This is a genomic window from Streptomyces sp. NPDC044106 (assembly GCF_056433985.1).
On the sequence record NZ_JBWKFZ010000017.1, the window covers coordinates 1 to 24,026 of the forward strand.

Here is a 24,026-nt window from a genome sequence, read left to right on the forward strand (position 1 = left end):
CGGGGGGACCCCCACCGAGGACTTCCCGGCGCCTTGCGATCGCACGCACCAGACGACGCCCACTGATCCGACCGGGGATATGACACAGGCTCTCAAAAGGCCTTCACGGCCATGGATCAGAACGTCTGGAGCGTCACCAGCGTGATGCGGCGCGCCTCGCCCGCGCCGTCGACCTCGATCCGCACCCGCTGCCCCGGCCGCAGCAGCCGCAGCCCGCCCGCGTCGAACGCGGGGGCGTCGAAGGGCACAGGGGTGCCGTCGTCGAGCAGCACGCTGCCGCTGCGGGTCTCGGAGTCGTACGTGTACGCGGTGGCCTGCATGGAGAGCAGCGTACTCAGTCGGCGATGAGGAGCCGGGCCGCGGCCGCCGCGGTGCGCGGACCCACGCCGAGTACGAGGGCGGTCCGCAGGTCTTCTCCGGTATCCACGTCCTGGCGCAGGGAATCGACGCCGTCGAGTGGGAGTTCCACGGCTCCGGAAGCCGAGTGCCGGGCCCGCGAGGCGGTTCCGAACTCGGGACGCAATTCACTTCCCGGCGTCGCGCACAGCAGTGTCGTCCCGATTCCGGCGGCGTCCGGCATGAATGCGCGGGGAAATGCGGCGGCGCCGTCCAGGGCCCGCGCCAATTCCATGGGACGCAGCGCGGGCAGATCGGCGTTCAGGGCCGCGACGGGCGCCTTCGGCCGCTCGGCGCGCACGAGGGCCGCCCCGTGCGCCAGGGCAGCGTTCAGGCCGCCTCCCGGGGCGTCGGGCACGACCCGGGCGCCCAGCGTCGCGAGCTCGCGACGCGCCAGGGCGTCGTCCGTGACGACCGCCACATCCCGTACCGCGGGGCACGCCAGCGCGGCGGCCACGGTGTCCTGCGCGAACGCCAGAGCCAGGCCGGGGCGCAGCCCCTCACCGGAGGCGGCAACCAGCCTGCTCTTGGCGCGCGCCAAGGGTTTCAGGGGGATGACCAGGGTCCACTGCACGGGTGCTCCGTCCTTCGCGTCGCGCCCATTGTGACCTGCCGGGCGAACGGGGCGCGGGGGAGCGCGAAGGGGGTGGTGTGCGGTGCTCCCGCACAGGAGCGGTGGCGTGGGACGGGTGGGCGTACGGTGTTCTCGACAGACAGGCAGCCTGGGGCGACACTTGTGCGGCCGACCAGGTTCATGGAGGAAGGTGTCCGAGTGTCCCGCCGCAGAATCGGCTTCTGGTACCGCCTCGCGGCGGTCATTGCAAAACCGCCGCTGGTGGTTCTGTTCAAGCGGGACTGGCGTGGAATGGAACACATTCCGGGGGAGGGGGGATTCATCACCGCGGTGAATCACAACTCCCATATCGACCCGTTCTCGTACGCCCACTTCCAGTACAACACCGGACGGGTGCCGCGTTTCCTGGCAAAGGACGGCCTTTTTAAGCGCGGCTTCGTCGCCAAGGTCATGAAGGGCACGGGGCAGATCCCGGTCTACCGCGAGACGACGAACGCGCTCGACGCCTTCCGGGCCGCGGTCGACGCCATCGAGCGCGGCGAGTGCGTCGCCTTCTACCCCGAGGGCACCCTCACCAGGGACCCCGACATGTGGCCGATGACGGCCAAGTCCGGGGCCGCGCGGGTCGCCCTGAAGACGCAGTGCCCGGTGATCCCCGTGGCGCAGTGGGGCGCCAACCTCGCGCTGGCGCCGTACAGCAAGAAGCCCTCCTTCTTCCCGCGCAAGACCCTCCAGGTGAAGGCGGGGCCGCCCGTCGACCTGTCGCGCTTCTACGGCAAGGAGCCGACGCCCGACGTGCTGCGGGAGGTGACCGAGACCATCATGGCCGCGATCACCGAACTTCTTGAGGAAGTGAGGGGCGAGAAGGCCCCCGAGACGCCGTACGACCCCCGCAGGGCCCGGCTGGAGCAACGACGCAAGGCAGCGGCCCGCGGCGCCGCGCAGGGCACAGCGGACAACACCCCGGAGGACAGCAAGTGACGAACCCCGTGAACTCGGCGGGCCGGGTGAAGGCCGCCGTCTTCGGAACGGGCTCCTGGGGTACGGCCTTCGGCATGGTGCTCGCCGACGCGGGCTGCGACGTCACCCTGTGGGGCCGCCGCGCCGCACTCGTCGACGCCGTCAACTCCACGCGGACCAACCCGGACTACCTCCCCGGCGTCGCGCTCCCCGAGAACCTGCGGGCGACCACCGACCCCGCCGAGGCCGCGGCGGACGCCGACTTCACGGTCCTCGCCGTACCGTCGCAGACGCTGCGCGGCAACCTCGCGGAGTGGGCGCCGCTGCTCGCCCCCGAGACCGTCGTCGTCTCTCTCATGAAGGGCGTCGAACTGGGCTCCGCGATGCGGATGAGCGAGGTCGTCGAGGACGTCACCAAGGTGCCCGCCGACCGGATCGCCGTCGTCACGGGCCCCAACCTCGCGCGTGAGATCGCCGCGCGGCAGCCCGCCGCCGCCGTCGTCGCCTGCCGGGACGAAGCCGTCGCGCAACGCCTCCAGACGGCCTGCCACACCCCGTACTTCCGCCCGTACACCAACACCGACGTGGTCGGCTGCGAGCTCGGCGGCGCGGTCAAGAACGTCATCGGGCTCGCCGTCGGCATCGCGGACGGCATGGGCCTCGGCGACAACGCCAAGGGCTCGCTCATCACCCGCGGCCTCGCCGAGACGACCCGGCTCGGGCTCGCGATGGGCGCCGACCCGCTGACGTTCTCCGGACTCGCCGGCCTCGGCGACCTGGTGGCGACCTGCTCGTCGCCGCTCTCGCGCAACCACACCTTCGGCACCAACCTCGGCAAGGGCATGACCCTGCAGGAGACCATCGCGGTCACCAAGCAGACCGCCGAGGGCGTCAAGTCCTGCGAATCCGTGCTGGATCTGGCCCGCAGGCACGGCGTCGACATGCCGATCACGGAGACCGTCGTCGGCATCGTGCACGAGGGAACGCCCCCGGTGGTCGCGCTCAAGGACCTCATGTCGCGCAGCGCCAAGCCCGAGCGACGCTGACGGCACGACTGACTACGCACGGGCCAGCGGGTACCCTCAACGCGATATGAGCAGCGAGAACCTCCCCCAGAGCCCTGAGCCGCGCCCCGAGCCGAGCTCTGCGCAGCCGCTCCGCAAGCCGCGTGTGGCCGTCGTGTTCGGCGGCCGCAGCTCGGAGCACGGCATCTCCGTGGTGACGGCAGGCGCCATCCTCGGCGCCATCGACCGCACCAAGTACGACGTCCTGCCGATCGGCATCACCACGGACGGCCGTTGGGCGCTGACCGCCGACGAGCCCGAGCGGATGGCGATCGCCGACCGCAAGATGCCGAACGTCACCGACCTCGCCGACTCCGTGGAGGGCGGCGTCGTCCTCCCGCTCGACCCCGGCAACCGCGAGGTCGTCTACAGCGAGCCCGGCTCCGTGCCCAAGGCGCTCGGCGAGGTCGACGTCGTCTTCCCGATGCTGCACGGTCCCTACGGAGAGGACGGCACCCTCCAGGGACTGCTCGAACTCTCCGGAGTGCCCTACGTCGGCTCGGGCGTCCTCGCCTCGGCCGTCGGCCAGGACAAGGACTACATGAAGCGGGTGTTCGCCTCCTTCGGGCTGAACGTCGGCCCGTACCTGGTGATCCGGCCCCGCGAGTGGCGGCAGGACGAGGCGGGCGCCCGCAGGCGCATCGCGGACTTCGCGGGCGAGCACGGGTGGCCGCTGTTCATCAAGCCCGCGCGCGCGGGCTCCTCCATCGGCATCACGAAGGTCGAGTCCTTCGACGGCCTCGACGAGGCGATCGCCGAGGCCCGGCGCCACGACCCGAAGATCCTGGTCGAGGCGCTGCTGCGCGGCCGTGAGATCGAGTGCGGCGTCCTGGAGTTCGAGGACGGCCCGCGCGCGAGCGTCCCGGCCGAGATCCCGCCCGTGCAGACGCACGACTACTACGACTTCGAGGCGAAGTACATCGACTCGACGCCCGGGATCGTGCCGGCCCCGCTGACGCCCGAGCAGACCGCCGAGATCCAGCGGCTCGCCGTCGAGGCGTTCGAGGCGGCGTCCTGCGAGGGCCTGGTGCGGGCGGACTTCTTCCTCACCGAGGACGGCCGGTTCGTCATCAACGAGATCAACACGATGCCGGGCTTCACGCTCATCTCGATGTACCCGCAGATGTGGGAGAAGAGCGGCGTCGGCTACGCGGAGCTGGTGGACCGGCTCATCCAGTCGGCCCTCAACCGCTCCACGGGCCTGCGCTAGCGCCGCGGGCGCGGGGCCGCGCGGACCCGGCTCGGGCCGGGGCTCGGATCGGGGCTCAGGCGATGCCCGTGGGGATCGTCTTCTTGATGGGGGCGGCCAGGTCCGTGAGCGGGCCGAGGCCGTCCCCCGTCCGCTCCTTGGGCAGCGTCACTTCCACGTACGCGAGCCGCGCCCCGGTGGTGAAGGTGTACGAGCCGTCGTCCCGCTTCTGCAGGAGCCAGGCGACGCCGTTCACTTTCACGCCGTTCTGCGGGGCGTAGGCGGGGTCGATCATCTCGGGGGGCCGCCGGACACCGCAGCGCAGTATGATCGCCGGGTCTCCCCACCCGGCGGTCAGCTCCGACTTGGGTCCCGGGTCGGTGCGCCCCCGCCCGTCGATCTCCTTCGGAAGCTGTTCGTGCAGGTCCCGGCAGAGACCGGCGGCTTTCGCGGCCGGCGAAGGAACCACCACCGACGCCTCGTCGTCCGTAGCTGAGCAGGCCACCGCCGTGATCAGCAGGGCGAGAGCGGACGTGCCGGTGAGGCAGCGGCGCCGGAGACGGGGGAAGTTCACCGGGCCAGGGTAGACGGGGGCTACAAGTGCACGACCGGGCAGGTCAGGGTTCGGGTGATGCCGTCCACTTGCTGGACCCTGGCGACCACCATGCGGCCGAGTTCGTCCACCGTGTCCGCCTGGGCGCGCACGATGACATCGTAGGGTCCGGTCACGTCCTCGGCCTGGATCACTCCCGGGATCTTGCCGATCAGCTCGGCGACGGTCGACGCCTTGCCGACCTCTGTTTGGATCAGGATGTACGCCTGTACCACGGAACCTCCAGGGCGGCCACGAGGATCATGTGGGGAGAAGGGACGCCACGGTACCGCGTCGCCGCGCGCCACGGGGAGACCCGGGCGGCCTGTGGCGCGCACATCGTGGTGGGCCGGGCAGCAGAATTGACGGTCATCTCGACCGTACCGACGACAGACACGGCTCGCGACCGGGGGCCGGGCAGCGTGAAAGGGCATGGTGAGACTCGGTGAAGGGATCCGTGGGCGAGTTGGGGGAGTTCGGGCTCATCAGAGAGCTCACCTCGCGGCTCACCTCCACTCCGGCCGTACGGCTCGGCCCCGGCGACGACGCCGCGGTCGTGTCCGCTCCGGACCGCAGGGTCGTGGCGAGCACCGACATCCTCCTGGAGGGCCGGCACTTCCGCCGGGACTGGTCCACCGCGTACGACGTGGGCCGCAAGGCCGCCGCGCAGAACCTCGCCGACATCGCGGCCATGGGCGCCGTGCCGACCGCGCTCCTCCTCGGCCTGGTCGTGCCCGCCGAGCTCCCCGCGAGCTGGCCCGCCGAGCTGATGGACGGCATCAGGGACGAGTGCCAGGTCGCGGGCGCGGCCGTCGTGGGCGGCGACGTCGTACGCGGCGACACGATCACCGTCGCGATCACCGCGCTCGGCGACCTGCGCAACCACGAACCCGTCACGCGCGCGGGCGCGCAGCCCGGCGACGTCGTCGCCGTGACGGGCTGGCTCGGCTGGTCCGCGGCCGGGCACGCGGTGCTCTCCCGCGGCTTCCGCTCACCGCGCGCCTTCGTGGAGGCCCACCGCAGGCCCGAGCCGCCCTACCACGCGGGACCCGCGGCGGCCGGCCTCGGCGCGACCTCCATGACGGACGTCAGCGACGGCCTGATCGCCGACCTCGGGCACATCGCCGAGTCCAGCAAGGTACGCATCGACGTCCGCTCCGGAGACGTCGACGTGCCCACGCAGATGAACGACATCGGCCAGGCCGTCGGCGTCGACCCGCTGCAGTGGGTGCTCAACGGCGGCGAGGACCACGCGATCGTGGCGACCTTCCCGCCCGACGTGAAGCTGCCCGCCCGCTGGAAGGTCATCGGCGAGGTCCTCAACCCCTCGGCGCTGCCCCAGGTGACCGTCGACGGCGCGCCCTGGGCCGGCAAGGGCTGGGACCACTTCGGGGACGACGGGGACGCCGAGTGACCGCCCCGCCGCGGGTCCTCACCGTCGCCGGATCCGACTCCGGCGGCGGCGCGGGCATCCAGGCCGACCTGAAGACGATGCTCGCCCTCGGGGCCCACGGCATGAGCGTCATCACGGCCGTCACCGCGCAGAACTCCCTGGGCGTGCAGGGGGCCTGGGAGCTCCCGGTCGACGCGGTGCGGGCGCAGTACCGCAGCGTCGTCGACGACATCGGCGTGCAGGCCGTGAAGACCGGCATGCTCGCGTCGGCGGAACTGGTCGAGGCGGTCGCCGAGTTGCTCGCGGGCACGGACGCCCCGACGGTCGTCGACCCGGTCGGCGTCTCCAAGCACGGCGACCCGCTGCTCGCCGCCTCCGCGCTCGACTCGGTACGCACCAGGCTGCTGCCGGCCGCCACGGTCGCGACGCCCAACCTCGACGAGGTGGCCCAACTCACCGGTGTCGCGGTCGAATCGGAGGACGGCCTGCGGCGCGCGGCGGCCGCCGTCCTCGCGTACGGACCGAAGTGGGTGCTCATCAAGGGCGGCCATCTCAGCGGCGACGCCGTCGACCTCCTCACCGACGGCTCCGAGGAGCACGTCCTGCGCGCGCCGCGCCACGACAACCGGCACACGCACGGCACGGGCTGCACCCTCGCCAGCGCGATAGCGTCGCGCCTCGCGATGGGCGACGGCGTCCCGGAGGCCGTGCTGGCCGCCAAGGAGTACGTCACCGGGGCGATCGCCGCCGGATTCGCGCTCGGCGGCGGGATAGGCCCGGTGGATCACGGTTGGCGGTTCAGGGGGGTGTAGTCCTGGTCGGCTCGGTACTGGTCGGCGCGGTCCTGGTTCGCGTAGTCCTTGAGGGCGAGGTCGCTCGCGGTCCTTTCCGTCAGCCTCTTGAAGAGGCCCGCGAGCAGGCGTGAGCTGAGCACGCGGTACGCCCGGTCGCGGCTGCGGATCTTCCTCTCGGTCGCCGGGGCGAGGAAGGCACCGGCGTTGGCCGAGGACTTCTGGCAGCCCCTGGCGTAGGCGAGGATCTCCGCCTCGTACGCGGCGAAGCCGGCCCGGTGGTCGCCCCGCGCCGCCGCGAGCTCACCGGCCAGGACGTACGCGGAGACCAGCGCGGTGCCCGTCCCCATGCCGCCCATCGTCGCGCCGCACCCGGCGTCGCCGAGCAGCACCACACGACCGCGGTGGAGCCGGTCGAGGTGGATCTGCGCGATGGCGTCGAAGTACAGGTCCTCGGCGTTCTCAAGGCCTTCCAGGGCCGTGGCGGCGTGCCGGTAGGCCAGGCCCGCGCACCGGTCCGCGATGAGCTTCTTCAGCTGGGCGGTGTCGTGCCGGTCGTAGTCGAGCCGGTCGGACCGGAAGACCAGGGCCGCGCCCGCCCTGGCGGGATCGCCGTCGTAGTTGTTGAGCATCAGGGTGCGGCCCGGCTCGCTGTAGATGCGGGCGGTGCGGTCGAGGCCGAGGTGGTTGGGGACGCCGAAGCACGCCACGTAGTAGCCGAGGAACCGCAGGTGGCGCGACTCGTCGCCGAAGACCAGACGGCGGGTGTGGGAGTGCAACCCGTCGGCGCCGACGACGATGTCGAAGCGGCGCGGAGCACCGCGGTCGAAGGTCACGTCGACGCCTTCGGAGTCCTCGGTCAGCGAGGCGACGGAGTCCCCGAAGACGTACTCCACCCGGTCCTCGGTGCGCTCGAAGAGGATCTTGGACAGATCGCCGCGGAAGATCTCCACGTCGCCGCTCATGAAGAACGCGGGCAGATCGAACCGCTCCTTGTCGTCGGCCTCCACGACGATCTGGCGGCCCATGTGCGTCTGGCGGCGGTGGACCTCGTCCCAGATGCCCATGCGGCGCAGCACGGTGCGGTGCGTCTCGCCCCTGAAGTCGACGGCGAAGCCGCCCTCGCGCAGGGCGGGCGCCTTCTCCAGGACGGTGACGCGGGCCCCGTAGCGGGCCAGCCAGAGGGCGAGCGCGGGGCCCGCGACGCTGGCGCCGGAGATCAGGACGTCGAGGTGGGAGAGGGGCGTGGGGCTCGGATTGGGGTCTGCGTTCCGGTTCGTCATGCCGGGAAGCATCGGGGCCGCCGCTGACCGCCCGCCTACCGTTCCCTGACCGCCGCCGACCGCAGGCGCCGCCCCTGCCCGAAGGCCTTGTCGTACGCCCCCGGGGAGAGCCGCGCGCGAGCCGCCTCCTCGACCCGTACGACGTCGGGATCACCGGCGATCGACAGGCCGCGCAGGCCGTGCGCGGCGCCGAGCAGCCGGGCCGCGTCCTCGGGGGACGCTGCGACGGCCGCCAACGCCTCGGCCACCTCGGCCAGTTCACCGGCGTCCGAGACCCGCGCACCGAGGCGCGTAGAGGGCTCCGCCCCGCAGGACAGCGCCCGGGCCTGCTCGAACCAGTCGGCGGCCTCCTCCGTGCGCGACTCGGCGAGCGCGGCGCGGCCGAGGCCGATCAGGATCCGTACGCTCTGCCCGAGGCTGAACCAGTTGGCGGCGCACTCCTGGAGAGCCGCCGCATAGTGCTCACGCGCGCGTGCCGGGTCGCCGGACAGGCGGGCCACGTCCCCGAGCCCGCGCCGCGCGGCCGCCACCTTGTCGGGGACGCCGACCGTGCGGGCGAGCGCGGCGGAGTGCGCGTACTGGGCGGCGGCCCCCTCGAGATCGCCGCGGTGCATCAGGACCGTGGCGCGCCGGTGCAGCAGGTCCGCGGCCTCCTCGGGCGCCGCCAACTCCGCCACGTGCACCAGGCCTTCGTCGAGCAGCTCCAGGGCACGCTCCCGCTCACCGCGCCAGTCGGCGAACATGCCCAACGGGTCCAGGCAGTTGGCCATGCCCCAACGGTCACCCGTGATCCGAAAGCCCTCCAATGCCCGCGTGAAGGCCGCCTCGGCTGCTTCGGCGCGGCCCGCGAACAGCTCCTGGAAACCCTCCCCGAGGCCGAGGAGAGCCACTCCCCAGGGATGGCCGTCGACCTGCTCCCGCGCCTCGTCCCGCATGGCGCGTGCTGGACCGCCCGCGATCGACCAGAGCACCACCAGGTAGGGCAGCCGCAGCGGACCGGGAAGAGCGGCGAACAGGCTGTCCGCGCGCGCGAGGCGGTCCGGTTCTGCCGGGTCGTCGCCGTCCCCCGCGATCGTGTTGATCAGACAGAGGACGTACTCCTCGTACAGGCCTGCCGGCGGCTGCGGGCCCACCGCCTCCAGCAGGTCGACGGCGAGCTCCGTCCGCTCCCCGTAGCGGCCGCGCAGCCGCCAGAACCAGGAGAGCGCGGCCATCATCCGCAGCCCGTCGTGCGGCGCGGTGCGGGTCAGGTGGCGCAGCGCCGCGTCCACATTCATTCGCTCGGCGTCGAGCGCCGCGAGCCAGGGCAGCTGCTCGCCGCCGCGCAGCCGGGGCTCGGCCGCCTCGGCCAGCCGCAGGAAGTACTGGGCGTGCGCGGCCCGCAGGCGACTCTCCTCACCCGCCCCCGCCAGCTGCTCGGCGCAGAAGGCGTGGATGGTCCGCAGCATGCCGTAGCGCCCGTCGGTCACGCCGAGGAACGACTTCTCCACGAGGGAGGCGAGGAGGTCCTCCGGACAGGGGATGCCGCACATGGCCTCCACCGCGTCACAGGTGGCCCCTCCGGAGAACACGGTCAGCCGTCGGGCAAGCTCCCGCTCCTCGTCGTCGAGCAGCTCCCAGCTCCACTCCACGACCGCGTGCAGGGTGCGGTGCCGGGGCGCCTTCGTCCGGTCCCCGCGCGAGAGCAGCCGGAAGCGGTCGCCGAGGCGGGCCGCCAGCTCGTCCAGGGTGAGGGTGCGCAGGCGGGCCGCGGCCAGCTCGATCGCCAGCGGCAGACCGTCGAGCGCCGCGCATATCCCGTCGGTCAGGCGCCGGGCGTGCTCGTCTGCCGGGCCCGCGAGGTCCGGCCGCACGGCGGCTGCCCGGTCCGCGAAGAGCAGGGCGGCGGGCCCGGCCCCCAGCGGCGGCACCGGCCACACGACCTCGCCCGTGATCCCGAGCGCCTCCCTGCCGGTGGCGAGCACCCGCACGCCGGGGCAGGCCCCGAGCAGCAGCCCCGTGACCCGCGCCGCCTCGTCCACGAGGTGCTCGCAGTTGTCCAGGACGAGCAGCAGCTCGCGGCCGTGCAGCGCCGCGAGCAGCCGCTCCGTGGCGTCGCCGCCCTGGCTGTGGAAGCCGTCGCGCACCCCTAGCGCGGTGAGGATCGCGTACGTCACTCCGGAGGCGTCGGCGAGCGGGGCCAGCTCCACGAAGCAGACGTCGGGCAGCGCGCGGGCCGCTTCGATCGCGAGCCGCGTCTTGCCCGCCCCGCCGGGACCCGTGAGGGTCACGAGCCGCGCCTCGGTGAGCAGGGCGCCGATCCGCGTGAGCTCGTCGGCCCGCCCGATGAACCGCGTCAGCTGCGCGGGCACGCCCCGCTGCCGTGCGGGCTCCCGGCCCTGGAGCAGTTCCAGGTGGAGCGCGGACAGCTCGGCGGAGGGATCGGTGCCGAGCTCGTCCGCGAGGACGCGGCGCGCCTCCTCGTAGGCGGCGAGCGCCTCCGCGGGCCTGCCGTCCGCGTGCAGGGCCCGCATCAGCTGGCCGTGCAGCCGCTCGCTCAGGGGGTGGTCGGCGAGCAGCCCGCGGACCTCGGGCACGAGTTCGGCCCCGCCGCCCAGCGCGAGGTCCGCGTCGAGGCGGTCCTGCACGGCGGCCAGGCGTGTCTCCTCCAGGCGGGTGGCGAGGGGAGGGGCGTCCGGCAGCTCGGCGAGGGCGGCCCCACGCCACAGGCCGAGCGCCTCCCGCAGGAGACCCGCGGCCCGCGCGGGGTCCCCGGAGCCGAGGGCCTCGCGTCCCTCACGGGCCAGCCGCTCGAAGCGGTGCAGGTCGACGTCGTCGGGGTGGACGGCGAGGCGGTAGCCGGTGGGGGTGGCTTCGATGGCGAGGCCGAGCCGTTTGCGCAGCCGGGATACCTGGGACTGGAGCGCGTTCGCCGCACCGGCGGGCGGCTCGTCGCCGTAGAGCCCGTCGGTCAGCGCCGCCGGCGACACCGTGCGGCCCGGGTCCAGGAGCAGCAGGGTGAGCAGGGCACGGGGGCGCGGCCCACCGGGGTCCAGTGGGGCGCCGTCGGGGGAGCGTACGTCGAGGGGGCCGAGGATGCCGAAGCGCATCCGGCAGAGTCTGGCAGGCCGCTACGCGCGCGTGGGCGGTCGGACGGTTACGCGCGCGTGGGCGGTCGGACGGCTACGCGCGCGTGGGCAGACGAAAAAGCCGGCCCCCCTGAGGGGACCGGCTGATTCAGCAACCAGCTAGGTGGCCGCGCTGGCGTCAGCGCGAGACCTTGCCGGCCTTGATGCACGAGGTGCAGGCGTTGAGGCGCTTCGGCGTCCCGCTCACCACGGCACGCACACGCTGGATGTTCGGGTTCCAGCGACGGGGCGTACGGCGGTGCGAGTGCGAGATGTTGTTGCCGAAGCCCGGCCCCTTGCCGCAGACGTCGCAGTTGGCAGCCACGGGTCACTCCAAAGACTTCAGATGCACTTACGGTTAATCCCGGCATGCCGAGATCAGTGCAATGATCGGAGTGGCGTTGCCAGGAGGAATGTCCCGATGTGTATCGGGCAACCGGAGCAGCATACAACGACTGCTTCGATAGAACGAAACTACCACGGACGGCCCCGCCCCCGCCCCGGCCCCCGTGTTCACCCCGGGTCTACGCTGCGTCCATCCCGGATGGTCAAGGAGGCGAACAGGTGCCGCAGAACCTCGACGCGGTCGCGGTGCGCGCCTGGTGCCGACTGGCTCTGGACGCCCTCGGCAGGGCCCGCGAGGAGATCGACGCCATCAACGTCTACCCGGTCGCCGACGGGGACACCGGGACGAACCTCTATCTGACCCTGGAGTCCGCCTCCCAGGCGGTCGACGCGGCCTTCACGGGCCACGATCCCTCCCTCCCTTCGCTGGCCGAGACGGTGCGCGCGATGGCGCACGGGGCCCTCCTCGGGGCCCGGGGGAACTCGGGCACGATCCTCTCGCAGCTGCTGCGGGGGATGGCGCAGGTCATCGGCGGCCCGGAGATCACCGGTGGCTCGCGGAGCGAGGACGGCCGGTCGCGGAGTGAGGCAGATCACGCCGACGGCCGGGTCCTTGAACGTGCGCTGCGCCGGGCCGCCGAAGCCGCGTACCAGGCGGTCGCCCACCCCGTGGAGGGCACCGTCCTGACGGTGGCCACCGCGGCGGCGGACGCGGCGGCCGACGCCGGGGACGACTGCGGGGCGGTGGCCAGAGCGGCGTACGACGGGGCCCGCAAGGCTCTGGACGCGACGCCCGGCCAGCTCGCGGTGCTCGGCCGCGCCGGAGTCGTGGACGCCGGTGGGCGGGGCCTCGTGGCGGTCCTCGGGGCGCTGGTGGGCGCCCTGTCGGGCGAGAGCGTGACCCTCAGGAGCGCGGGTGGCCCCGCCACGCGCGCCCAGGAGCCGTCGCCCTCCACGCGCGTGGAGGGCGTCGAGTGCGAGGAGCCGTCCGAGGACGGGGGCGGGCCCGCCTTCGAGGTGATCTACCTCCTGGAGGCCGACGACACCGCGGTCACCCGGCTGCGGTCGCGGCTCGACCGGCTCGGCGACTCCCTCGTCGTGGTCGGCGGCGACGGCCTCTGGAACGTCCACGTCCATGTCGACGACGCGGGCGCGGCCGTCGAGGCGGGCGTGGAGGCGGGCCGCCCGCACCGCATCCGGATCACCCACTTCGGAGTGGGTGACGCGCACACCACCGCGGCGCCGCCCCGGGAGCGTGCGCAGCGGGCCATCGTCGCCGTCGTGCCGGGAGAAGGCCTCGCCGGGCTCTACGCCGAGGCCGGGGCGACCACCGTGCCCGCGCGCGTGGGGGAGCCGCCCGCGAGCGGCGAGCTCGTCGACGCGATCCGGCGGGCCCACGCCCGCGAGGTGGTCCTCCTGCCGAACGACGAGGAGCTGCGGCACACCGCGGCCGCCGCGGCGGAACAGGCCCGCACCGAAGGCGTACGGGTCGCGCTGATCCCCACCCGCTCCGCGGTCCAGGGCATCGCGGCGCTCGCCGTGCACGCGCCCGACCGGCGTTTCGACGAGGACGTCGTCGCCATGACCTCGGCGGCCGGCGCGACGAGGTACGGCGAACTGGCCGTCGCCGAGCGGCAGTCCTGGACCATGGCGGGCATCTGCCAGGCCGGTGACGTGCTCGGCATGATCGACGGCGATGTGGCCGTGATCGGCTCCGAGGTGGCCCGCACCGCGGCCTCCGTCCTCGACCGGATGCTGTCGGCGGGTGGCGAGATGGTCACGCTGGTGCTCGGCGAATCGGTGCCCGAGGCCGTCGCGGAGCACCTGGAGAAGCATGTGCGCGAGGCGTACCTGGCGGTCGACACCGTGGTCTACCGCGGCGGACGCCAGTCGGCGCTGATGCTGATCGGCGTGGAGTAGCGCCAGGACCGGCCGCACCGCGCCGGTGCGCTGTGCGGGCCGATCCGGGGGACCTGACGCGGATTGTCAGTGGCGTGGTGTGCAATGGATCTCGTGCCCGCGCTCGAAGAACCCCTGAAGAAAGTGGTCGGCCCCGCCACCGCGAAGGTGATGGCCGAGAACCTCGACCTGCACACGGTCGGCGACCTCCTGCACCACTACCCCCGGCGGTACGCCGAGCGCGGTGAGCTCACCCGCCTCGCCGACCTCCCGCTCGACGAGCACGTCACGGTGGTCGCCCAGGTCGCGACCGCGCGCATCCTGAAGTTCAACGGCGGCAGGGGCCAGCGCCTCGAAGTCACCATCACCGACGGCAGCGGCCAGCTCCAGCTCGTCTTCTTCGGCCGCGGCATCCACAAGCCGCACAAGGACCTGCTGCCCGGCACCCGCGCGATGTTCGCGGGCAAGGTGTCGGTCTTCAACCGCAAGATGCAGCTGGCCCACCCGGCGTACGAACTGCTGAGGGCCGAGGGCGACGAGGTCGGCGAGGCCGTCGGCTCCTGGGCCGGCGCCCTCCTGCCGATCTACCCGGCCACCGCCAAGCTGGAGTCCTGGAAGATCGCCAAGTCGGTCGACATGGTCCTGCCCAGCGCCCAGGAGGCCGAGGACCCGCTGCCGCCCGCCCTCCGGGACGGCCGCGGCCTCGTCCCGCTCCCCGAAGCCCTCCTGAAGATCCACCGGCCGCACTCGAAGACGGACATCGCCGCCGCCCGCGACCGCCTCAAGTGGGACGAGGCCTTCGTCCTCCAAGTGGCCCTGGCCCGGCGGCGGTACGCGGACGCGCAACTGCCCGCCGTGGCCCGCAGGCCCAAGGACGGCGGCCTCCTCACCGCCTTCGACGCCAAGCTGCCGTTCACGCTGACCGAGGGCCAGGAGAAGGTCTCCAAGGAGATCTTCGACGACCTCGCGACCGAACACCCGATGCACCGCCTCCTCCAGGGAGAGGTCGGATCGGGCAAGGCGCAGCCGCTCGACTCGTTGGTGCTGACTCCCGAGGGTTTCCGGCCGATGGGTGACATGAGGAGCGGTGATGTCGTCGTCGTGCCCACCGGGGAGACCGCCGTCGTCAGCGGGGTCTTCCCCCAGGGAGAGCGTGACGTGTGGCGCCTGACGCTCTCCGACGGCAGCTCTGTCGAGTGTGACGACGAACACCTCTGGATCGTCGGTACCAGCTGCGGTTGGCATCGAGGCCAGCCGCCGAAGGTCCTGACGACCAGAGAGATTCGCCTGGACCTCCACAAGGCGAACGGCTCGTCGAAGTGGTACCTCCCCGCCGCGACCCCGACCGACCTGGGACACGACGAGTTGCTACCGCTCGACCCCTACCTCTTCGGTCTCTTGCTGGGCGACGGGGCGTTCCGCCACAACTTGCGGTTGTCCACGGCCGACGAGGAGATTCGCGCCGCGGCGGCCGACGCCGTGGCACCGGAATGCCGTCTGGTCCCCGTGGCCGGTTCCGCGTGCGACTACACGATTCAGCCGACACACCGTACGGGCGGCACGCGCGATCCCGTCATCCAAGTGCTGCGCGACTTGGAGCTGTGGGGTGTGACCTCACACGGGAAGTTCGTTCCCGAGATCTTCAAGAACACCTCGATCAAGAATCGACTGGCTCTGTTGCAGGGGCTACTGGACACAGACGGCACGATTCAGGCGGACGGACTGAGCATTTCGCTGTGCTCGGAGTCTCTCCGGCTCGCTGAGGACGTCGCCTGGCTCGTGCGCTCACTGGGAGGCAGAGCCAGGGTGCTGCCGAAGAAGTCGGCATTCAACGTGTCGATCGCGTTGCCCGAGGAGTACATGCCGTTCCGGCTGACGCGCAAGGCGGAGCGCGTGTGCACGAGGCCGAAGCACAACACGTTCCGACGGGGAATCCGCAGCGTCGAGTTCGTCGGGCGGAAGCCGGTCCAGTGCATCAGCGTCGCTCACCCGAGCAGTGCGTACATCACGGACAACTTCACGGTGACGCACAACACGATGGTCGCCCTGCGCGCCATGCTCGCCGTCGTGGACGCGGGCGGGCAGGCCGCCATGCTCGCGCCCACCGAAGTGCTCGCCCAGCAGCACCACCGCTCCATCGTGGAGATGATGGGCGAGCTCGCCGAGGGCGGCATGCTGGGCGGCGCAGACCAGGCCACCAAGGTCACGCTGCTCACCGGCTCCATGGGGGCCGCCGCCCGCCGCAAGGCCCTGCTCGACCTGGCCACCGGCGAGGCCGGAATCGTCATCGGCACCCACGCGCTGATCGAGGACAAGGTCCAGTTCCACGACCTGGGCCTGGTCGTCGTCGACGAACAGCACCGCTTCGGCGTCGAGCAGCGCGACGCCCTGCGCGGCAAGGGCAAGCAGCCCCCGCACCTCCTGGTCATGACCGCCACCCCCATCCCGCGCACGGTCGCGATGACGGTCTTCGGAGACCTGGAGACCTCGGTCCTCGACCAGCTCCCGGCCGGGCGCTCACCGATCGCCAGCCACGTCGTCCCCGCCGAGGACAAGCCGCACTTCCTCGCCCGCGCGTGGGAGCGCGTGCGCGAGGAGGTGGAGAAGGGCCACCAGGCGTACGTGGTCTGCCCGCGCATCGGCGACGACGCCGACGAAGCCGCGGAGCCCAAGAAGGCCAAGAAGAAGGCCGAGGCGGAGGCCACCGCCGAGAAGCGGCCCCCGCTCGCCGTCCTCGACGTCGCCGAGCAACTCGCGCACGGACCTCTCCAGGGGTTGAAGATCGAGGTTTTGCACGGCCGGATGCAGCCCGACGACAAGGACGCGGTCATGCGCCGCTTCGCCGCGGGCGAGACCCAGGTCCTGGTCGCGACGACGGTCATCGAGGTCGGGGTGAACGTCCCGAACGCCACCGCCATCGTCATCATGGACGCCGACCGCTTCGGCGTCTCCCAGCTGCACCAGCTCCGCGGCCGCGTCGGTCGCGGCGCGGCCCCCGGGCTCTGCCTCCTGGTCACCGACATGCCCGAGGCTGCCCCCGCCCGCGCCCGCCTCGGCGCCGTCGCCTCGACGCTCGACGGCTTCGAACTCTCCCGCATCGATCTGGAGCAGCGCCGCGAGGGCGACGTGCTCGGCCAGGCGCAGTCCGGTGTCCGCTCCTCCCTGCGCATGCTCGCGGTCATCGAGGACGAGGAGATCATCGCCGCCGCCCGCGAGGAGGCGGTCACCGTCGTCGCCGACGACCCCGAGCTCGAACGGCTGCCCGCGCTGCGCACCGCCCTGGACGCCCTGCTCGACGCGGAGCGCGAGCAGTACCTCGACAAGGGCTGACCGGGGGGTACGCCATATCGTGGAGACAGCCCACCAACGTGGCGCATACCGGCCAGCCAGAAGGAACCAGATGACCCGCGTGATCGCCGGTGCCGCCGGCGGACGCCGCCTGACCGTCCCGCCGGGCAACGGCACCCGCCCCACGTCCGACCGCGCGCGTGAGGGCCTCTTCTCCACCTGGCAGGCCCTCCAGGGCACGCTCGACGGCGCCCGCGTCCTCGATCTCTACGCGGGCTCCGGGGCCGTCGGCCTCGAAGCGCTCTCCCGCGGCGCCGCGCACACCCTGCTCGTCGAGGCGGACGCCAGGGCGGCACGGACCATCAGGGAGAACGTGAAGTCGGTCGGTCTGCCCGGCGCCGAGGTCAGAGCGGGCAAAGCCGCCCAGATCGTCCGGGGCGGGGCCCCCACCACCCCGTACGACCTGGTCTTCCTCGACCCTCCGTACGCCGTCGGCGACGACGATCTTCGGGAGATCCTCCTCACACTCCGCTCGGAGGGCTGGCTCACGCCCGAGGCGCTCGTCACCGTTGAGCGCAGTACAAGAGGCGGTGAATTCGGCTGGCCGGAGGGTTTCGAACCCCTCAGGTCCCGTCGCTACGGCGAGGGGACGTTTTGGTACGGTCGCGCCGCCTCTACGTGCGACGACTCAAGCGTCGCGCCATGACCGGACCGGAGAGCGAGGGACTCACGTTGCGCCGCGCCGTATGTCCGGGGTCTTTCGACCCCATCACCAATGGACACCTCGACATCATCGCCCGCGCCTCCAAGCTGTACGACGTGGTGCACGTCGCGGTGATGATCAACCAGTCGAAGAAGGGCCTCTTCGGGATCGACGAGCGGATCGAGCTGATCCGCCAGGTCACCGCCGACTTCGGCAACGTCGAGGTGGAGGCCTTCCACGGACTCCTCGTCGACTTCTGCAAGCAGCGCGACATCCCGGCCATCGTCAAGGGCCTCCGCGCGGTCAGCGACTTCGACTACGAACTCCAGATGGCCCAGATGAACAACGGCCTCTCGGGCGTCGAGACCCTCTTCGTCCCGACCAACCCCACCTACAGCTTCCTCTCCTCCTCGCTGGTCAAGGAGGTCGCCGCCTGGGGCGGTGACGTCGCGCACCTGCTGCCGCCGGTGGTCCACGAGGCGCTCGTCGAACGGCTGGGCGAGAAGTGACCTTCCGCCGGGCCCACTGACGGCTCGTCACCCGGTGTCGGACGGGCGGCCACTGGCCTTACAGTCGTCCCGTCCGTCTCCCAACCAGCTGTAGAGAGTGGCGAGCACACGGTGGACGTGCAGAAGAAGATCGACGAGATCGTCCAGGCGGTCGGCAGCGCCCGGTCCATGCCCATGTCGGCCTCGTGCGTGGTCAACCGCGCCGATCTCCTCTCGATGCTCGAAGAGGTGCGCCAGGCCCTGCCGGGCTCCCTGGCCCAGGCCCAGGAGCTCATCGGCGGCCGGGAGCAGCTGGTCGAGCAGGCCCGCCAGGAGGCGCAGCGGATCATCGAGAGCGCGCACGCCGAGCGCGGCTCCCTGATCTCCGACACGGAGGTCGCCCGCAACTCCCAGGGCGAGGCCGAACGTATCCTCGCCGAGGCCAGGCAGGCCGCCGAGCAGGTCCGCGCCGAGGCCGACGACTACGTGGACAGCAAGCTCGCCAACTTCGAGGTCGTCCTCACCAAGACCCTCGGCTCGGTCGGCCGCGGCCGCGAGAAGCTCCTCGGCACCGGCCCCGGCCTCGACGAGCAGGGGTACGAGGACGAGGACGCCCCCGAGCGCAGCCACGACCCCGAGACGCTGCGCCGCGACGCCGACGCCTACGTCGACGCCAAGCTCGGCGCCTTCGAGGCGGTCCTCGCCAAGACCCTGGACGCCGTCGGCCGGGGCCGCCAGACCCTGCACGGCCGCGCCCCCGCCGACGAGCTCGGCACCCTCGGTGAGGGCCCCGGAGCCCAGGGGCACACCACCGACGCCGAGTACCTGGCGGACCTCGCGGGCCCCGCGCCCGCCGAGCAGCCCGTGCCGCGCCCGCCCGCCCAGGCCCCGCCGGTCCCGGTCCAGCAGCCCTACGCGCCGCCGCAGCAGCAGCCCGACCCGTACGGGTACCAGCACCAGCCCCAGGACCAGTACGGGTACCAGCACGCGTACGACCGGCAGGACCAGGCCTACGGCGCGCAGGACCCGTACGCGTACCAGCAGCACGATCAGTACGGCTACCCGCAGCAGGACTACGACCAGGGGCAGCCGCAGCAGCCCCAGCACCAGGCGCAGCCCCAGCAGCCGGCGGCCCTCGACGAGACCAGTCTCTTCGACACGACCATGATCAGCGCGGAGCAGCTGCGCCAGTACGAGCAGGGCCGTTAGCAGTCCGAAGCGACCGGATTGGGCCGAGAGCGGATGGTCAAGTATCCTGGCTCTTCGGTCGCGCATACGTCCGCGACTCAGGCTGCCCACCCAGGCATCACTTTTGCCGCGTCGGTGCGGCGGCCCTCCCTGAAACCTTGGATTCGAAAGCAGGAACAGCCCTGAGCACGCGCCTCGACCACCGGAACCCCCTCGTGTTCGACACACACGAGCTGGGGCGGCGTCCTGGTGCCATGCAGCGGGTGACCCGCGAGATCGAGGCGCCCGGCCCGCCGAGCGCCTTCGGTATCGAAGGGGTCGTCGGAGTGCCGAAGGGCGCCCCGGTCCAGCTGGAGGTCCGTCTCGAGTCGGTCATGGAAGGGGTGCTTGTCACAGGCACCGCCCGTGCAACCGCCGAGGGGGAGTGCGTAAGGTGTCTGGAGCCGCTCGAGCTTGAGCTCGACGCGGACTTCCAGGAGATGTTCTCGTACCCTGACGCCGACGACCGGGGCCGCACCGCGGAACCGGCCGGCGACGCCGGGGAATCCCCAGAGGACGAGGACAGGCTCTACCTCGAGGACGGCATGTTCGACCTCGAGCCCGTGCTGCGTGATGCGGTGGTGCTCGCACTGCCGATGCAGCCGGTGTGCCAGGACGACTGTCCGGGCCTGTGCTCCCAGTGCGGAGTGCGGCTCGCGGACGACCCGGACCACCACCATGACGCCGTCGACATCCGTTGGGCGGCTTTGCAGGGACTCGCTGGCACCATCCAGGACGGCGAGAAGGACGAGATGAGCGGCGCCGAAGCGGAAGCGGGCGTCGACGAGAAGCAGGAGAAGTAGCCGTGGCTGTTCCGAAGCGGAAGATGTCGCGCAGCAACACGCGCCACCGCCGGTCGCAGTGGAAGGCTGCGGTCCCCACCCTGGTTTCGTGTGAGCGTTGCCAGGAGCCCAAGCAGCAGCACATCGCGTGCCCGAGCTGCGGCACCTACAACAAGCGCCAGGTCCTCGAGGTCTGAGCGGCTGGTGAGAGGCACCGTGTCTAGCCCCAAGAAGGCGGAAGACGCCAAGAAATTGGCGGAGACAACGGCCTCGTCCCACACGCTTCTGGAAGGGCGGCTCGGGTACAAGCTCGAGTCCGCCCTTCTGGTGCGTGCGCTGACCCACCGTTCGTACGCGTACGAGAACGGCGGTCTGCCGACGAATGAGCGGCTCGAGTTCCTCGGGGACTCGGTGCTCGGTCTCGTCGTCACGGACACGCTCTATCGCACCCACCCCGACCTGCCCGAAGGCCAGCTGGCCAAGTTGCGGGCCGCGGTGGTCAATTCGCGTGCGCTGGCGGAGGTCAGCCGTGGCCTCGAACTCGGCTCCTTCATCCGGCTCGGCCGGGGCGAAGAGGGCACGGGAGGCCGGGACAAGGCATCCATCCTCGCCGACACCCTGGAAGCGGTGATCGGCGCGGTCTATCTGGACCAGGGTCTGGACGCTGCGGGCGAGCTGGTGCACCGGCTCTTCGACCCGCTGATCGAGAAGTCCTCGAACCTGGGTGCGGGCCTGGACTGGAAGACCAGCCTCCAGGAGCTCACCGCGACGGAGAGCCTCGGCGTGCCCGAGTATCTCGTCACGGAGAGCGGCCCGGACCACGAGAAGACCTTTACTGCTGCCGCCCGCGTCGGAGGCGTCTCGTACGGCACCGGCACCGGCCGCAGCAAGAAGGAAGCGGAGCAGCAGGCCGCCGAGTCCGCGTGGCGCGCGATCCGTGCCGCCGCGGACGAGCGGATCAAGGCGGCCGAGGCCGCCGTCGCTGCCGCGCAGTCCGAGGGGATCGCCGACACCCCCTCGGCCTGACGGCCGCCCATCCTTCGGTGCCGGTCGCCCCCTTCACGAGGGCGGCCGGCACTGTGCTTTCCCGAACCCACCCACCCCACCTCTCCCGGAGCGGACATGCCCGAGCTGCCCGAAGTCGAAGTCGTCCGACGTGGTCTGGAGCGCTGGGTCAGCGGGCGGCTCATCGGTGAGGTGCAGGTGCTGCACCCGCGCGCGGTGCGGCGGCACGTGGCGGGCGGTAAGGACTTCGCGGCCCGGCTGACCGGGCACCGGATGGGGCTCGCCCAGCGGCGCGGCAAGTACCTGTGGCTGCTGCTCGCCGACTCCGAACAGTCCGTCCTGGCCCATCTGGGCATGAGCGGCCAGCTCCTGGTGCAGCCCCAGGAGGCCCCCGACGAGAAGCACCTGCGGATCCGGATGCGCTTCGCGGACGAGCAGGGCACCGAGCTCCGCTTCGTCGACCAGCGCACCTTCGGCGGGCTTTCGCTGCACGACAACACCGCCGACGGCCTCCCTGACGTCATCGCGCACATCGCGCGCGACCCGCTGGACGCCGCGTTCGACGACGACGCCTTCCATCAGGCGCTGCGCGGCCGTCGTACGACGATCAAGCGGGCGCTGCTCGACCAGTCGCTGATCAGCGGCGTCGGCAACATCTACGCGGACGAGGCGCTGTGGCGGTCGAGGCTGCACTACGAGCGGCCCACCGCCACCTTCACGCGTCCGCGCACGGCCGAACTCCTGGGCCACGTACGGGACGTGATGAACGCGGCGCTCGCCGTCGGCGGCACCAGCTTCGACAGCCTCTATGTCAACGTGAACGGTGAATCAGGCTATTTCGAGCGGTCGTTGGACGCCTACGGCCGGGAGGACAAGCCGTGCCGGCGCTGCGGGACCCCGATGCGACGACGCCCCTGGATGAACCGGTCCAGCTACTTCTGCCCCCGCTGTCAGCGGCCGCCGCGCGTCTCGTCGTAACGCTCCCTGGCCTTGAGGACCTCGTCCTGCCTGCCCTCCACGAAGCGGATCAGGGCGAGGAGGCGCTCGGCGACGCCCTGTCCCAACGGGGTGAGCCGGTAGTCCACGCGGGGCGGGTTGGTCGGCTGCGCCTCGCGGTGCACCAGGCCGTCGCGTTCCAGCGCGTGCAGGGTCTGGGAGAGCATCTTCTCGCTCACGCCGTCGACGCGGCGGCGCAGTTCGTTGAAACGGAACGTGCCGTCGTGCAGGGCTCCGAGGGTGAGGGCTCCCCAGCGTCCGGTGACGTGCTCCAGCGTGCTGCGCGAGGGGCACTGCCGGGAGAACACGTCGTACGCCAGGTCCGCGTGTTCCGCGCGGCCACCATGGGATTCCATGCGCTCCAGCTTACTCCCGCACAGCGCTAACCATTGGTTAGCGCTTGCCTGGGATTACGAGCGCCGTTCGCGGCCCCCGCCCGTCAGAAGCCGAAGTCCTGCGTCCACCACGGGCCGCCCGGGCCGAAGTGCACACCGACGCCCACGGTCTTGTAGTCGCAGTTGAGGATGTTGGCGCGGTGGCCCGCGCTGTTCATCCAGGCGTCCATCACGGACCGGGCGTCGGCCTGCCCGCGGGCGATGTTCTCGCCGCCGAGGCCGGAGATGCCGGCCTTCTCGGCGCGGTCCCACGGCGTCGCGCCGTCCGGGTCCGTGTGGCTGAAGAAGTCGCGCTCGGCCATGTCGGCGCTGAAGTCGCCGGCCAGCGCCGCGAGCCGGTCGTCGGCCCGCAGGGGACGGCAGCCGGCCTTGGCCCGCTCCGCGTTGACCAGCGTGATCACCTCGGCCTCGGCCTTGACCTCGTCGGTCGAGGAGGACGTGTCCGCCGGGGGAGCCTTGGGCTTCTCCGCAGGCGTACGGGACGGGCTCGGCGTCGCCTTCTTGCCGGTGTCCGGCTTCGGCGCCCGCGGCGACGGCTTCTCGGACGGCGCCTTCGAGGGCTTGGGGTCGGCCTTGGACGGCTCGGCCTTGGGTTCGGGCTTGGGGGCGGCCTCGGAGTGGCCGGCGCCACGGCTCGGCGAGGGCTCGGCGCGCTCGGCGGTGCCGTGCGAACCGCCCTGGGTGTCGACCCCGGTCGGCGCGGCAGCGGAGCGTACGTTGCCGGAGTCGTCCCCGCCGCCGAGGCGGTAGCTGTCGCTGCCCGGCAGTACGCCCGCGGCGACCGCGACGGCGCCCATCGCGACGGCGGCCGAGACGCCGAGCAGGCCCGTGCGGACCGGGGCGGAGGCGCGGCCCCCGCGGCGGTGCGGCACGGCCCCCGGACGGTCCTCAGGGGTGGCGGCCTGTCCAGCGCCGGAGCGTCGGTGGCGTCCCATCTCCTGGCCTTTCGTCCTTATGATCAACGTGACTCACCCATATGGGTGAGGCTCATCGAGTCGCGACTGTACGCGATGACGCATGGGGACGAAGTGCTCCCAGAGCAATTGGCCGGTTAGCGTGCAGGCATGAACGAAGACGTGCGACTCACCGCCTGGGTGCGAGGACGCGTACAGGCCGTGGGATTCCGTTGGTTCACCCGGGCCAAGGCCCTGGAGATCGGCGGGCTGAGTGGTTTTGCTCTCAATCTGGAGGACGGCCGCGTACAGGTGGTCGCCGAAGGCCCACGGCCGGGCTGCCAGAAGCTGCTCGACTGGCTCCGTGACGGCGACACACCCGGGCGAGTCGACGGTGTCACCGAGATCTGGGACACACCACGTGGCATATACGAGAGCTTCGCCATTCGGTGACCGTGACCCGCGAAGACGCCCCCCGGGGCGGGACGGCGGGGTGCGCAGCGGGTGTCCCGGGCAACTGCCTGAGGCAGAAAAGACCTGGTGGTTGCCAAGAACCCCTTGCCGTGGCAGGCTCCGCGAGTAAGGATGATCTCCATGCCCCCAGGGCCCCGCAGGAGAGGCAGCGCCGCCCGTTCCCAGGCCGCGCACCCCCGGGC

Annotated in this window: 24 protein-coding genes; 15 read left to right on the forward strand and 9 right to left on the reverse strand. The window is 71.9% G+C overall.

Annotation, left to right across the window (positions count from 1 at the left end):
* Positions 1-116: 116 nt before the first annotated feature.
* Positions 117-320 (reverse strand): hypothetical protein, encoded by a 204-nt coding sequence (locus AC07DI_RS28475; RefSeq protein WP_384249933.1) that lies wholly within the window; start codon positions 318-320, stop codon positions 117-119.
* 14 nt (positions 321-334) lie between these two features.
* Positions 335-970: a 2-phospho-L-lactate guanylyltransferase gene (gene cofC / locus AC07DI_RS28480; protein WP_478906909.1), complete on the reverse strand. Its 636-nt coding sequence runs from the start codon at positions 968-970 to the stop codon at positions 335-337.
* Between the two features lie 198 nt (positions 971-1,168).
* Between cofC and AC07DI_RS28485 the strand changes: the two genes are divergently transcribed.
* From AC07DI_RS28485 to AC07DI_RS28495, 3 genes are read left to right on the forward strand one after another with little or no spacing between them, the layout of a single operon-like run.
* The gene (locus tag AC07DI_RS28485) at positions 1,169-1,951 is read left to right on the forward strand and encodes a lysophospholipid acyltransferase family protein (protein WP_384249939.1); all 783 of its coding nucleotides are present in this window, start codon (positions 1,169-1,171) and stop codon (positions 1,949-1,951) included.
* Positions 1,948-2,976 carry an NAD(P)H-dependent glycerol-3-phosphate dehydrogenase gene (locus AC07DI_RS28490; RefSeq protein WP_478906911.1) on the forward strand — a complete coding sequence of 343 codons (1,029 nt, stop codon included), beginning with the start codon at positions 1,948-1,950 and terminating at the stop codon, positions 2,974-2,976. Before AC07DI_RS28485 ends, AC07DI_RS28490 begins: the two co-directional genes overlap by 4 nt.
* A 46-nt stretch (positions 2,977-3,022) precedes the next feature.
* Complete coding sequence (locus AC07DI_RS28495; protein WP_478906913.1) at positions 3,023-4,204, forward strand: D-alanine--D-alanine ligase family protein; 1,182 nt, start codon at positions 3,023-3,025, stop codon at positions 4,202-4,204.
* A gap of 55 nt (positions 4,205-4,259) precedes the next feature.
* Here AC07DI_RS28495 and AC07DI_RS28500 read toward each other — a convergent pair whose 3' ends face one another.
* Together AC07DI_RS28500 and AC07DI_RS28505 are read right to left on the reverse strand one after the other, a co-directional pair.
* A complete protein-coding gene (locus tag AC07DI_RS28500) occupies positions 4,260-4,757 on the reverse strand; it encodes a DUF3515 domain-containing protein (RefSeq protein WP_478906915.1) in 498 nt (165 codons plus the stop codon).
* A gap of 20 nt (positions 4,758-4,777) precedes the next feature.
* A complete protein-coding gene (locus tag AC07DI_RS28505; protein WP_055698135.1) occupies positions 4,778-5,011 on the reverse strand; it encodes an Lrp/AsnC family transcriptional regulator in 234 nt (77 codons plus the stop codon).
* Between the two features lie 209 nt (positions 5,012-5,220).
* Between AC07DI_RS28505 and AC07DI_RS28510 the strand changes: the two genes are divergently transcribed.
* Positions 5,221-6,189, forward strand: coding sequence for a thiamine-phosphate kinase (locus tag AC07DI_RS28510; protein WP_384249951.1), 969 nt, complete (start codon positions 5,221-5,223; stop codon positions 6,187-6,189).
* On the forward strand, positions 6,186-6,980 hold the full coding sequence (gene thiD / locus AC07DI_RS28515) for a bifunctional hydroxymethylpyrimidine kinase/phosphomethylpyrimidine kinase (RefSeq protein ID WP_478906918.1): 795 nt from the start codon (positions 6,186-6,188) through the stop codon (positions 6,978-6,980). Before AC07DI_RS28510 ends, thiD begins: the two co-directional genes overlap by 4 nt.
* Here thiD and AC07DI_RS28520 read toward each other — a convergent pair.
* From AC07DI_RS28520 to rpmB, 3 genes are all read right to left on the reverse strand, one after another.
* Positions 6,953-8,242, reverse strand: coding sequence for an FAD-dependent monooxygenase (locus tag AC07DI_RS28520; RefSeq protein ID WP_478906920.1), 1,290 nt, complete (start codon positions 8,240-8,242; stop codon positions 6,953-6,955). The two genes, thiD and AC07DI_RS28520, sit on opposite strands and share 28 nt — an antisense overlap.
* 35 nt (positions 8,243-8,277) lie before the next feature.
* Positions 8,278-11,331, reverse strand: coding sequence for an AfsR/SARP family transcriptional regulator (locus AC07DI_RS28525; RefSeq protein WP_478906922.1), 3,054 nt, complete (start codon positions 11,329-11,331; stop codon positions 8,278-8,280).
* Positions 11,332-11,488: 157 nt separating this feature from the next.
* Positions 11,489-11,674 carry a 50S ribosomal protein L28 gene (gene rpmB / locus AC07DI_RS28530; RefSeq protein WP_016642993.1) on the reverse strand — a complete coding sequence of 62 codons (186 nt, stop codon included), beginning with the start codon at positions 11,672-11,674 and terminating at the stop codon, positions 11,489-11,491.
* A gap of 239 nt (positions 11,675-11,913) precedes the next feature.
* Here rpmB and AC07DI_RS28535 point away from each other — a divergent pair, with 239 nt between their 5' ends.
* From AC07DI_RS28535 to mutM, 9 genes are all read left to right on the forward strand, one after another.
* Positions 11,914-13,614, forward strand: a complete 1,701-nt coding sequence (locus AC07DI_RS28535) for a DAK2 domain-containing protein (RefSeq protein ID WP_478906924.1) — start codon at positions 11,914-11,916, stop codon at positions 13,612-13,614.
* A gap of 84 nt (positions 13,615-13,698) precedes the next feature.
* Positions 13,699-16,923: a helicase-related protein gene (locus AC07DI_RS28540; RefSeq protein ID WP_478906926.1), complete on the forward strand. Its 3,225-nt coding sequence runs from the start codon at positions 13,699-13,701 to the stop codon at positions 16,921-16,923.
* A 70-nt stretch (positions 16,924-16,993) separates the two neighbouring features.
* On the forward strand, positions 16,994-17,587 hold the full coding sequence (gene rsmD, locus AC07DI_RS28545) for a 16S rRNA (guanine(966)-N(2))-methyltransferase RsmD (protein ID WP_384249965.1): 594 nt from the start codon (positions 16,994-16,996) through the stop codon (positions 17,585-17,587).
* A 26-nt stretch (positions 17,588-17,613) separates the two neighbouring features.
* Entirely contained in the window at positions 17,614-18,093 is a 480-nt protein-coding gene (coaD, locus tag AC07DI_RS28550; protein ID WP_384250217.1) for a pantetheine-phosphate adenylyltransferase, read from the forward strand.
* Positions 18,094-18,204: 111 nt separating this feature from the next.
* Positions 18,205-19,281 (forward strand): ATP synthase subunit B family protein, encoded by a 1,077-nt coding sequence (locus tag AC07DI_RS28555; protein ID WP_478906927.1) that lies wholly within the window; start codon positions 18,205-18,207, stop codon positions 19,279-19,281.
* Positions 19,282-19,418: 137 nt separating this feature from the next.
* On the forward strand, positions 19,419-20,102 hold the full coding sequence (locus AC07DI_RS28560) for a YceD family protein (RefSeq protein WP_384249970.1): 684 nt from the start codon (positions 19,419-19,421) through the stop codon (positions 20,100-20,102).
* Between the two features lie 2 nt (positions 20,103-20,104).
* Positions 20,105-20,278 carry a 50S ribosomal protein L32 gene (gene rpmF / locus AC07DI_RS28565; protein ID WP_026165248.1) on the forward strand — a complete coding sequence of 58 codons (174 nt, stop codon included), beginning with the start codon at positions 20,105-20,107 and terminating at the stop codon, positions 20,276-20,278.
* A gap of 7 nt (positions 20,279-20,285) precedes the next feature.
* Positions 20,286-21,107, forward strand: coding sequence for a ribonuclease III (rnc, locus tag AC07DI_RS28570; RefSeq protein ID WP_384249973.1), 822 nt, complete (start codon positions 20,286-20,288; stop codon positions 21,105-21,107).
* A gap of 96 nt (positions 21,108-21,203) precedes the next feature.
* Entirely contained in the window at positions 21,204-22,064 is an 861-nt protein-coding gene (mutM, locus tag AC07DI_RS28575) for a bifunctional DNA-formamidopyrimidine glycosylase/DNA-(apurinic or apyrimidinic site) lyase (protein WP_478906930.1), read from the forward strand.
* On the opposite strand, the gene AC07DI_RS28580 is transcribed toward mutM, so the two are convergent.
* Both AC07DI_RS28580 and AC07DI_RS28585 read right to left on the reverse strand, forming a co-directional pair.
* Positions 22,037-22,438: a winged helix-turn-helix transcriptional regulator gene (locus tag AC07DI_RS28580; protein WP_384249978.1), complete on the reverse strand. Its 402-nt coding sequence runs from the start codon at positions 22,436-22,438 to the stop codon at positions 22,037-22,039. The two genes, mutM and AC07DI_RS28580, sit on opposite strands and share 28 nt — an antisense overlap.
* 83 nt (positions 22,439-22,521) lie before the next feature.
* Positions 22,522-23,412 (reverse strand): CAP domain-containing protein, encoded by an 891-nt coding sequence (locus tag AC07DI_RS28585; RefSeq protein ID WP_478906932.1) that lies wholly within the window; start codon positions 23,410-23,412, stop codon positions 22,522-22,524.
* Between the two features lie 129 nt (positions 23,413-23,541).
* On the opposite strand from AC07DI_RS28585, the gene AC07DI_RS28590 reads away from it, so the two are divergent.
* Entirely contained in the window at positions 23,542-23,823 is a 282-nt protein-coding gene (locus AC07DI_RS28590) for an acylphosphatase (protein WP_384249983.1), read from the forward strand.
* The last annotated feature ends 203 nt before the right edge of the window (positions 23,824-24,026 follow it).

Excerpts from the sequence above, each read along its gene's own strand:
- AC07DI_RS28525 (WP_478906922.1), bottom strand. The coding sequence starts at position 11,331 with ATGCGCTTCGGCATCCTCGGCCCCCTCGACGTACGCTCCCCCGACGGC.
- mutM (WP_478906930.1), top strand. The coding sequence starts at position 21,204 with ATGCCCGAGCTGCCCGAAGTCGAAGTCGTCCGACGTGGTCTGGAGCGC.
- AC07DI_RS28495 (WP_478906913.1), top strand. The coding sequence starts at position 3,023 with ATGAGCAGCGAGAACCTCCCCCAGAGCCCTGAGCCGCGCCCCGAGCCG.
- AC07DI_RS28585 (WP_478906932.1), bottom strand. The coding sequence starts at position 23,412 with ATGGGACGCCACCGACGCTCCGGCGCTGGACAGGCCGCCACCCCTGAG.
- AC07DI_RS28590 (WP_384249983.1), top strand. The coding sequence starts at position 23,542 with ATGAACGAAGACGTGCGACTCACCGCCTGGGTGCGAGGACGCGTACAG.
- AC07DI_RS28475 (WP_384249933.1), bottom strand. The coding sequence starts at position 320 with ATGCAGGCCACCGCGTACACGTACGACTCCGAGACCCGCAGCGGCAGC.
- AC07DI_RS28540 (WP_478906926.1), top strand. The coding sequence starts at position 13,699 with ATGGATCTCGTGCCCGCGCTCGAAGAACCCCTGAAGAAAGTGGTCGGC.
- AC07DI_RS28580 (WP_384249978.1), bottom strand. The coding sequence starts at position 22,438 with ATGGAATCCCATGGTGGCCGCGCGGAACACGCGGACCTGGCGTACGAC.
- rsmD (WP_384249965.1), top strand. The coding sequence starts at position 16,994 with ATGACCCGCGTGATCGCCGGTGCCGCCGGCGGACGCCGCCTGACCGTC.
- AC07DI_RS28520 (WP_478906920.1), bottom strand. The coding sequence starts at position 8,242 with ATGACGAACCGGAACGCAGACCCCAATCCGAGCCCCACGCCCCTCTCC.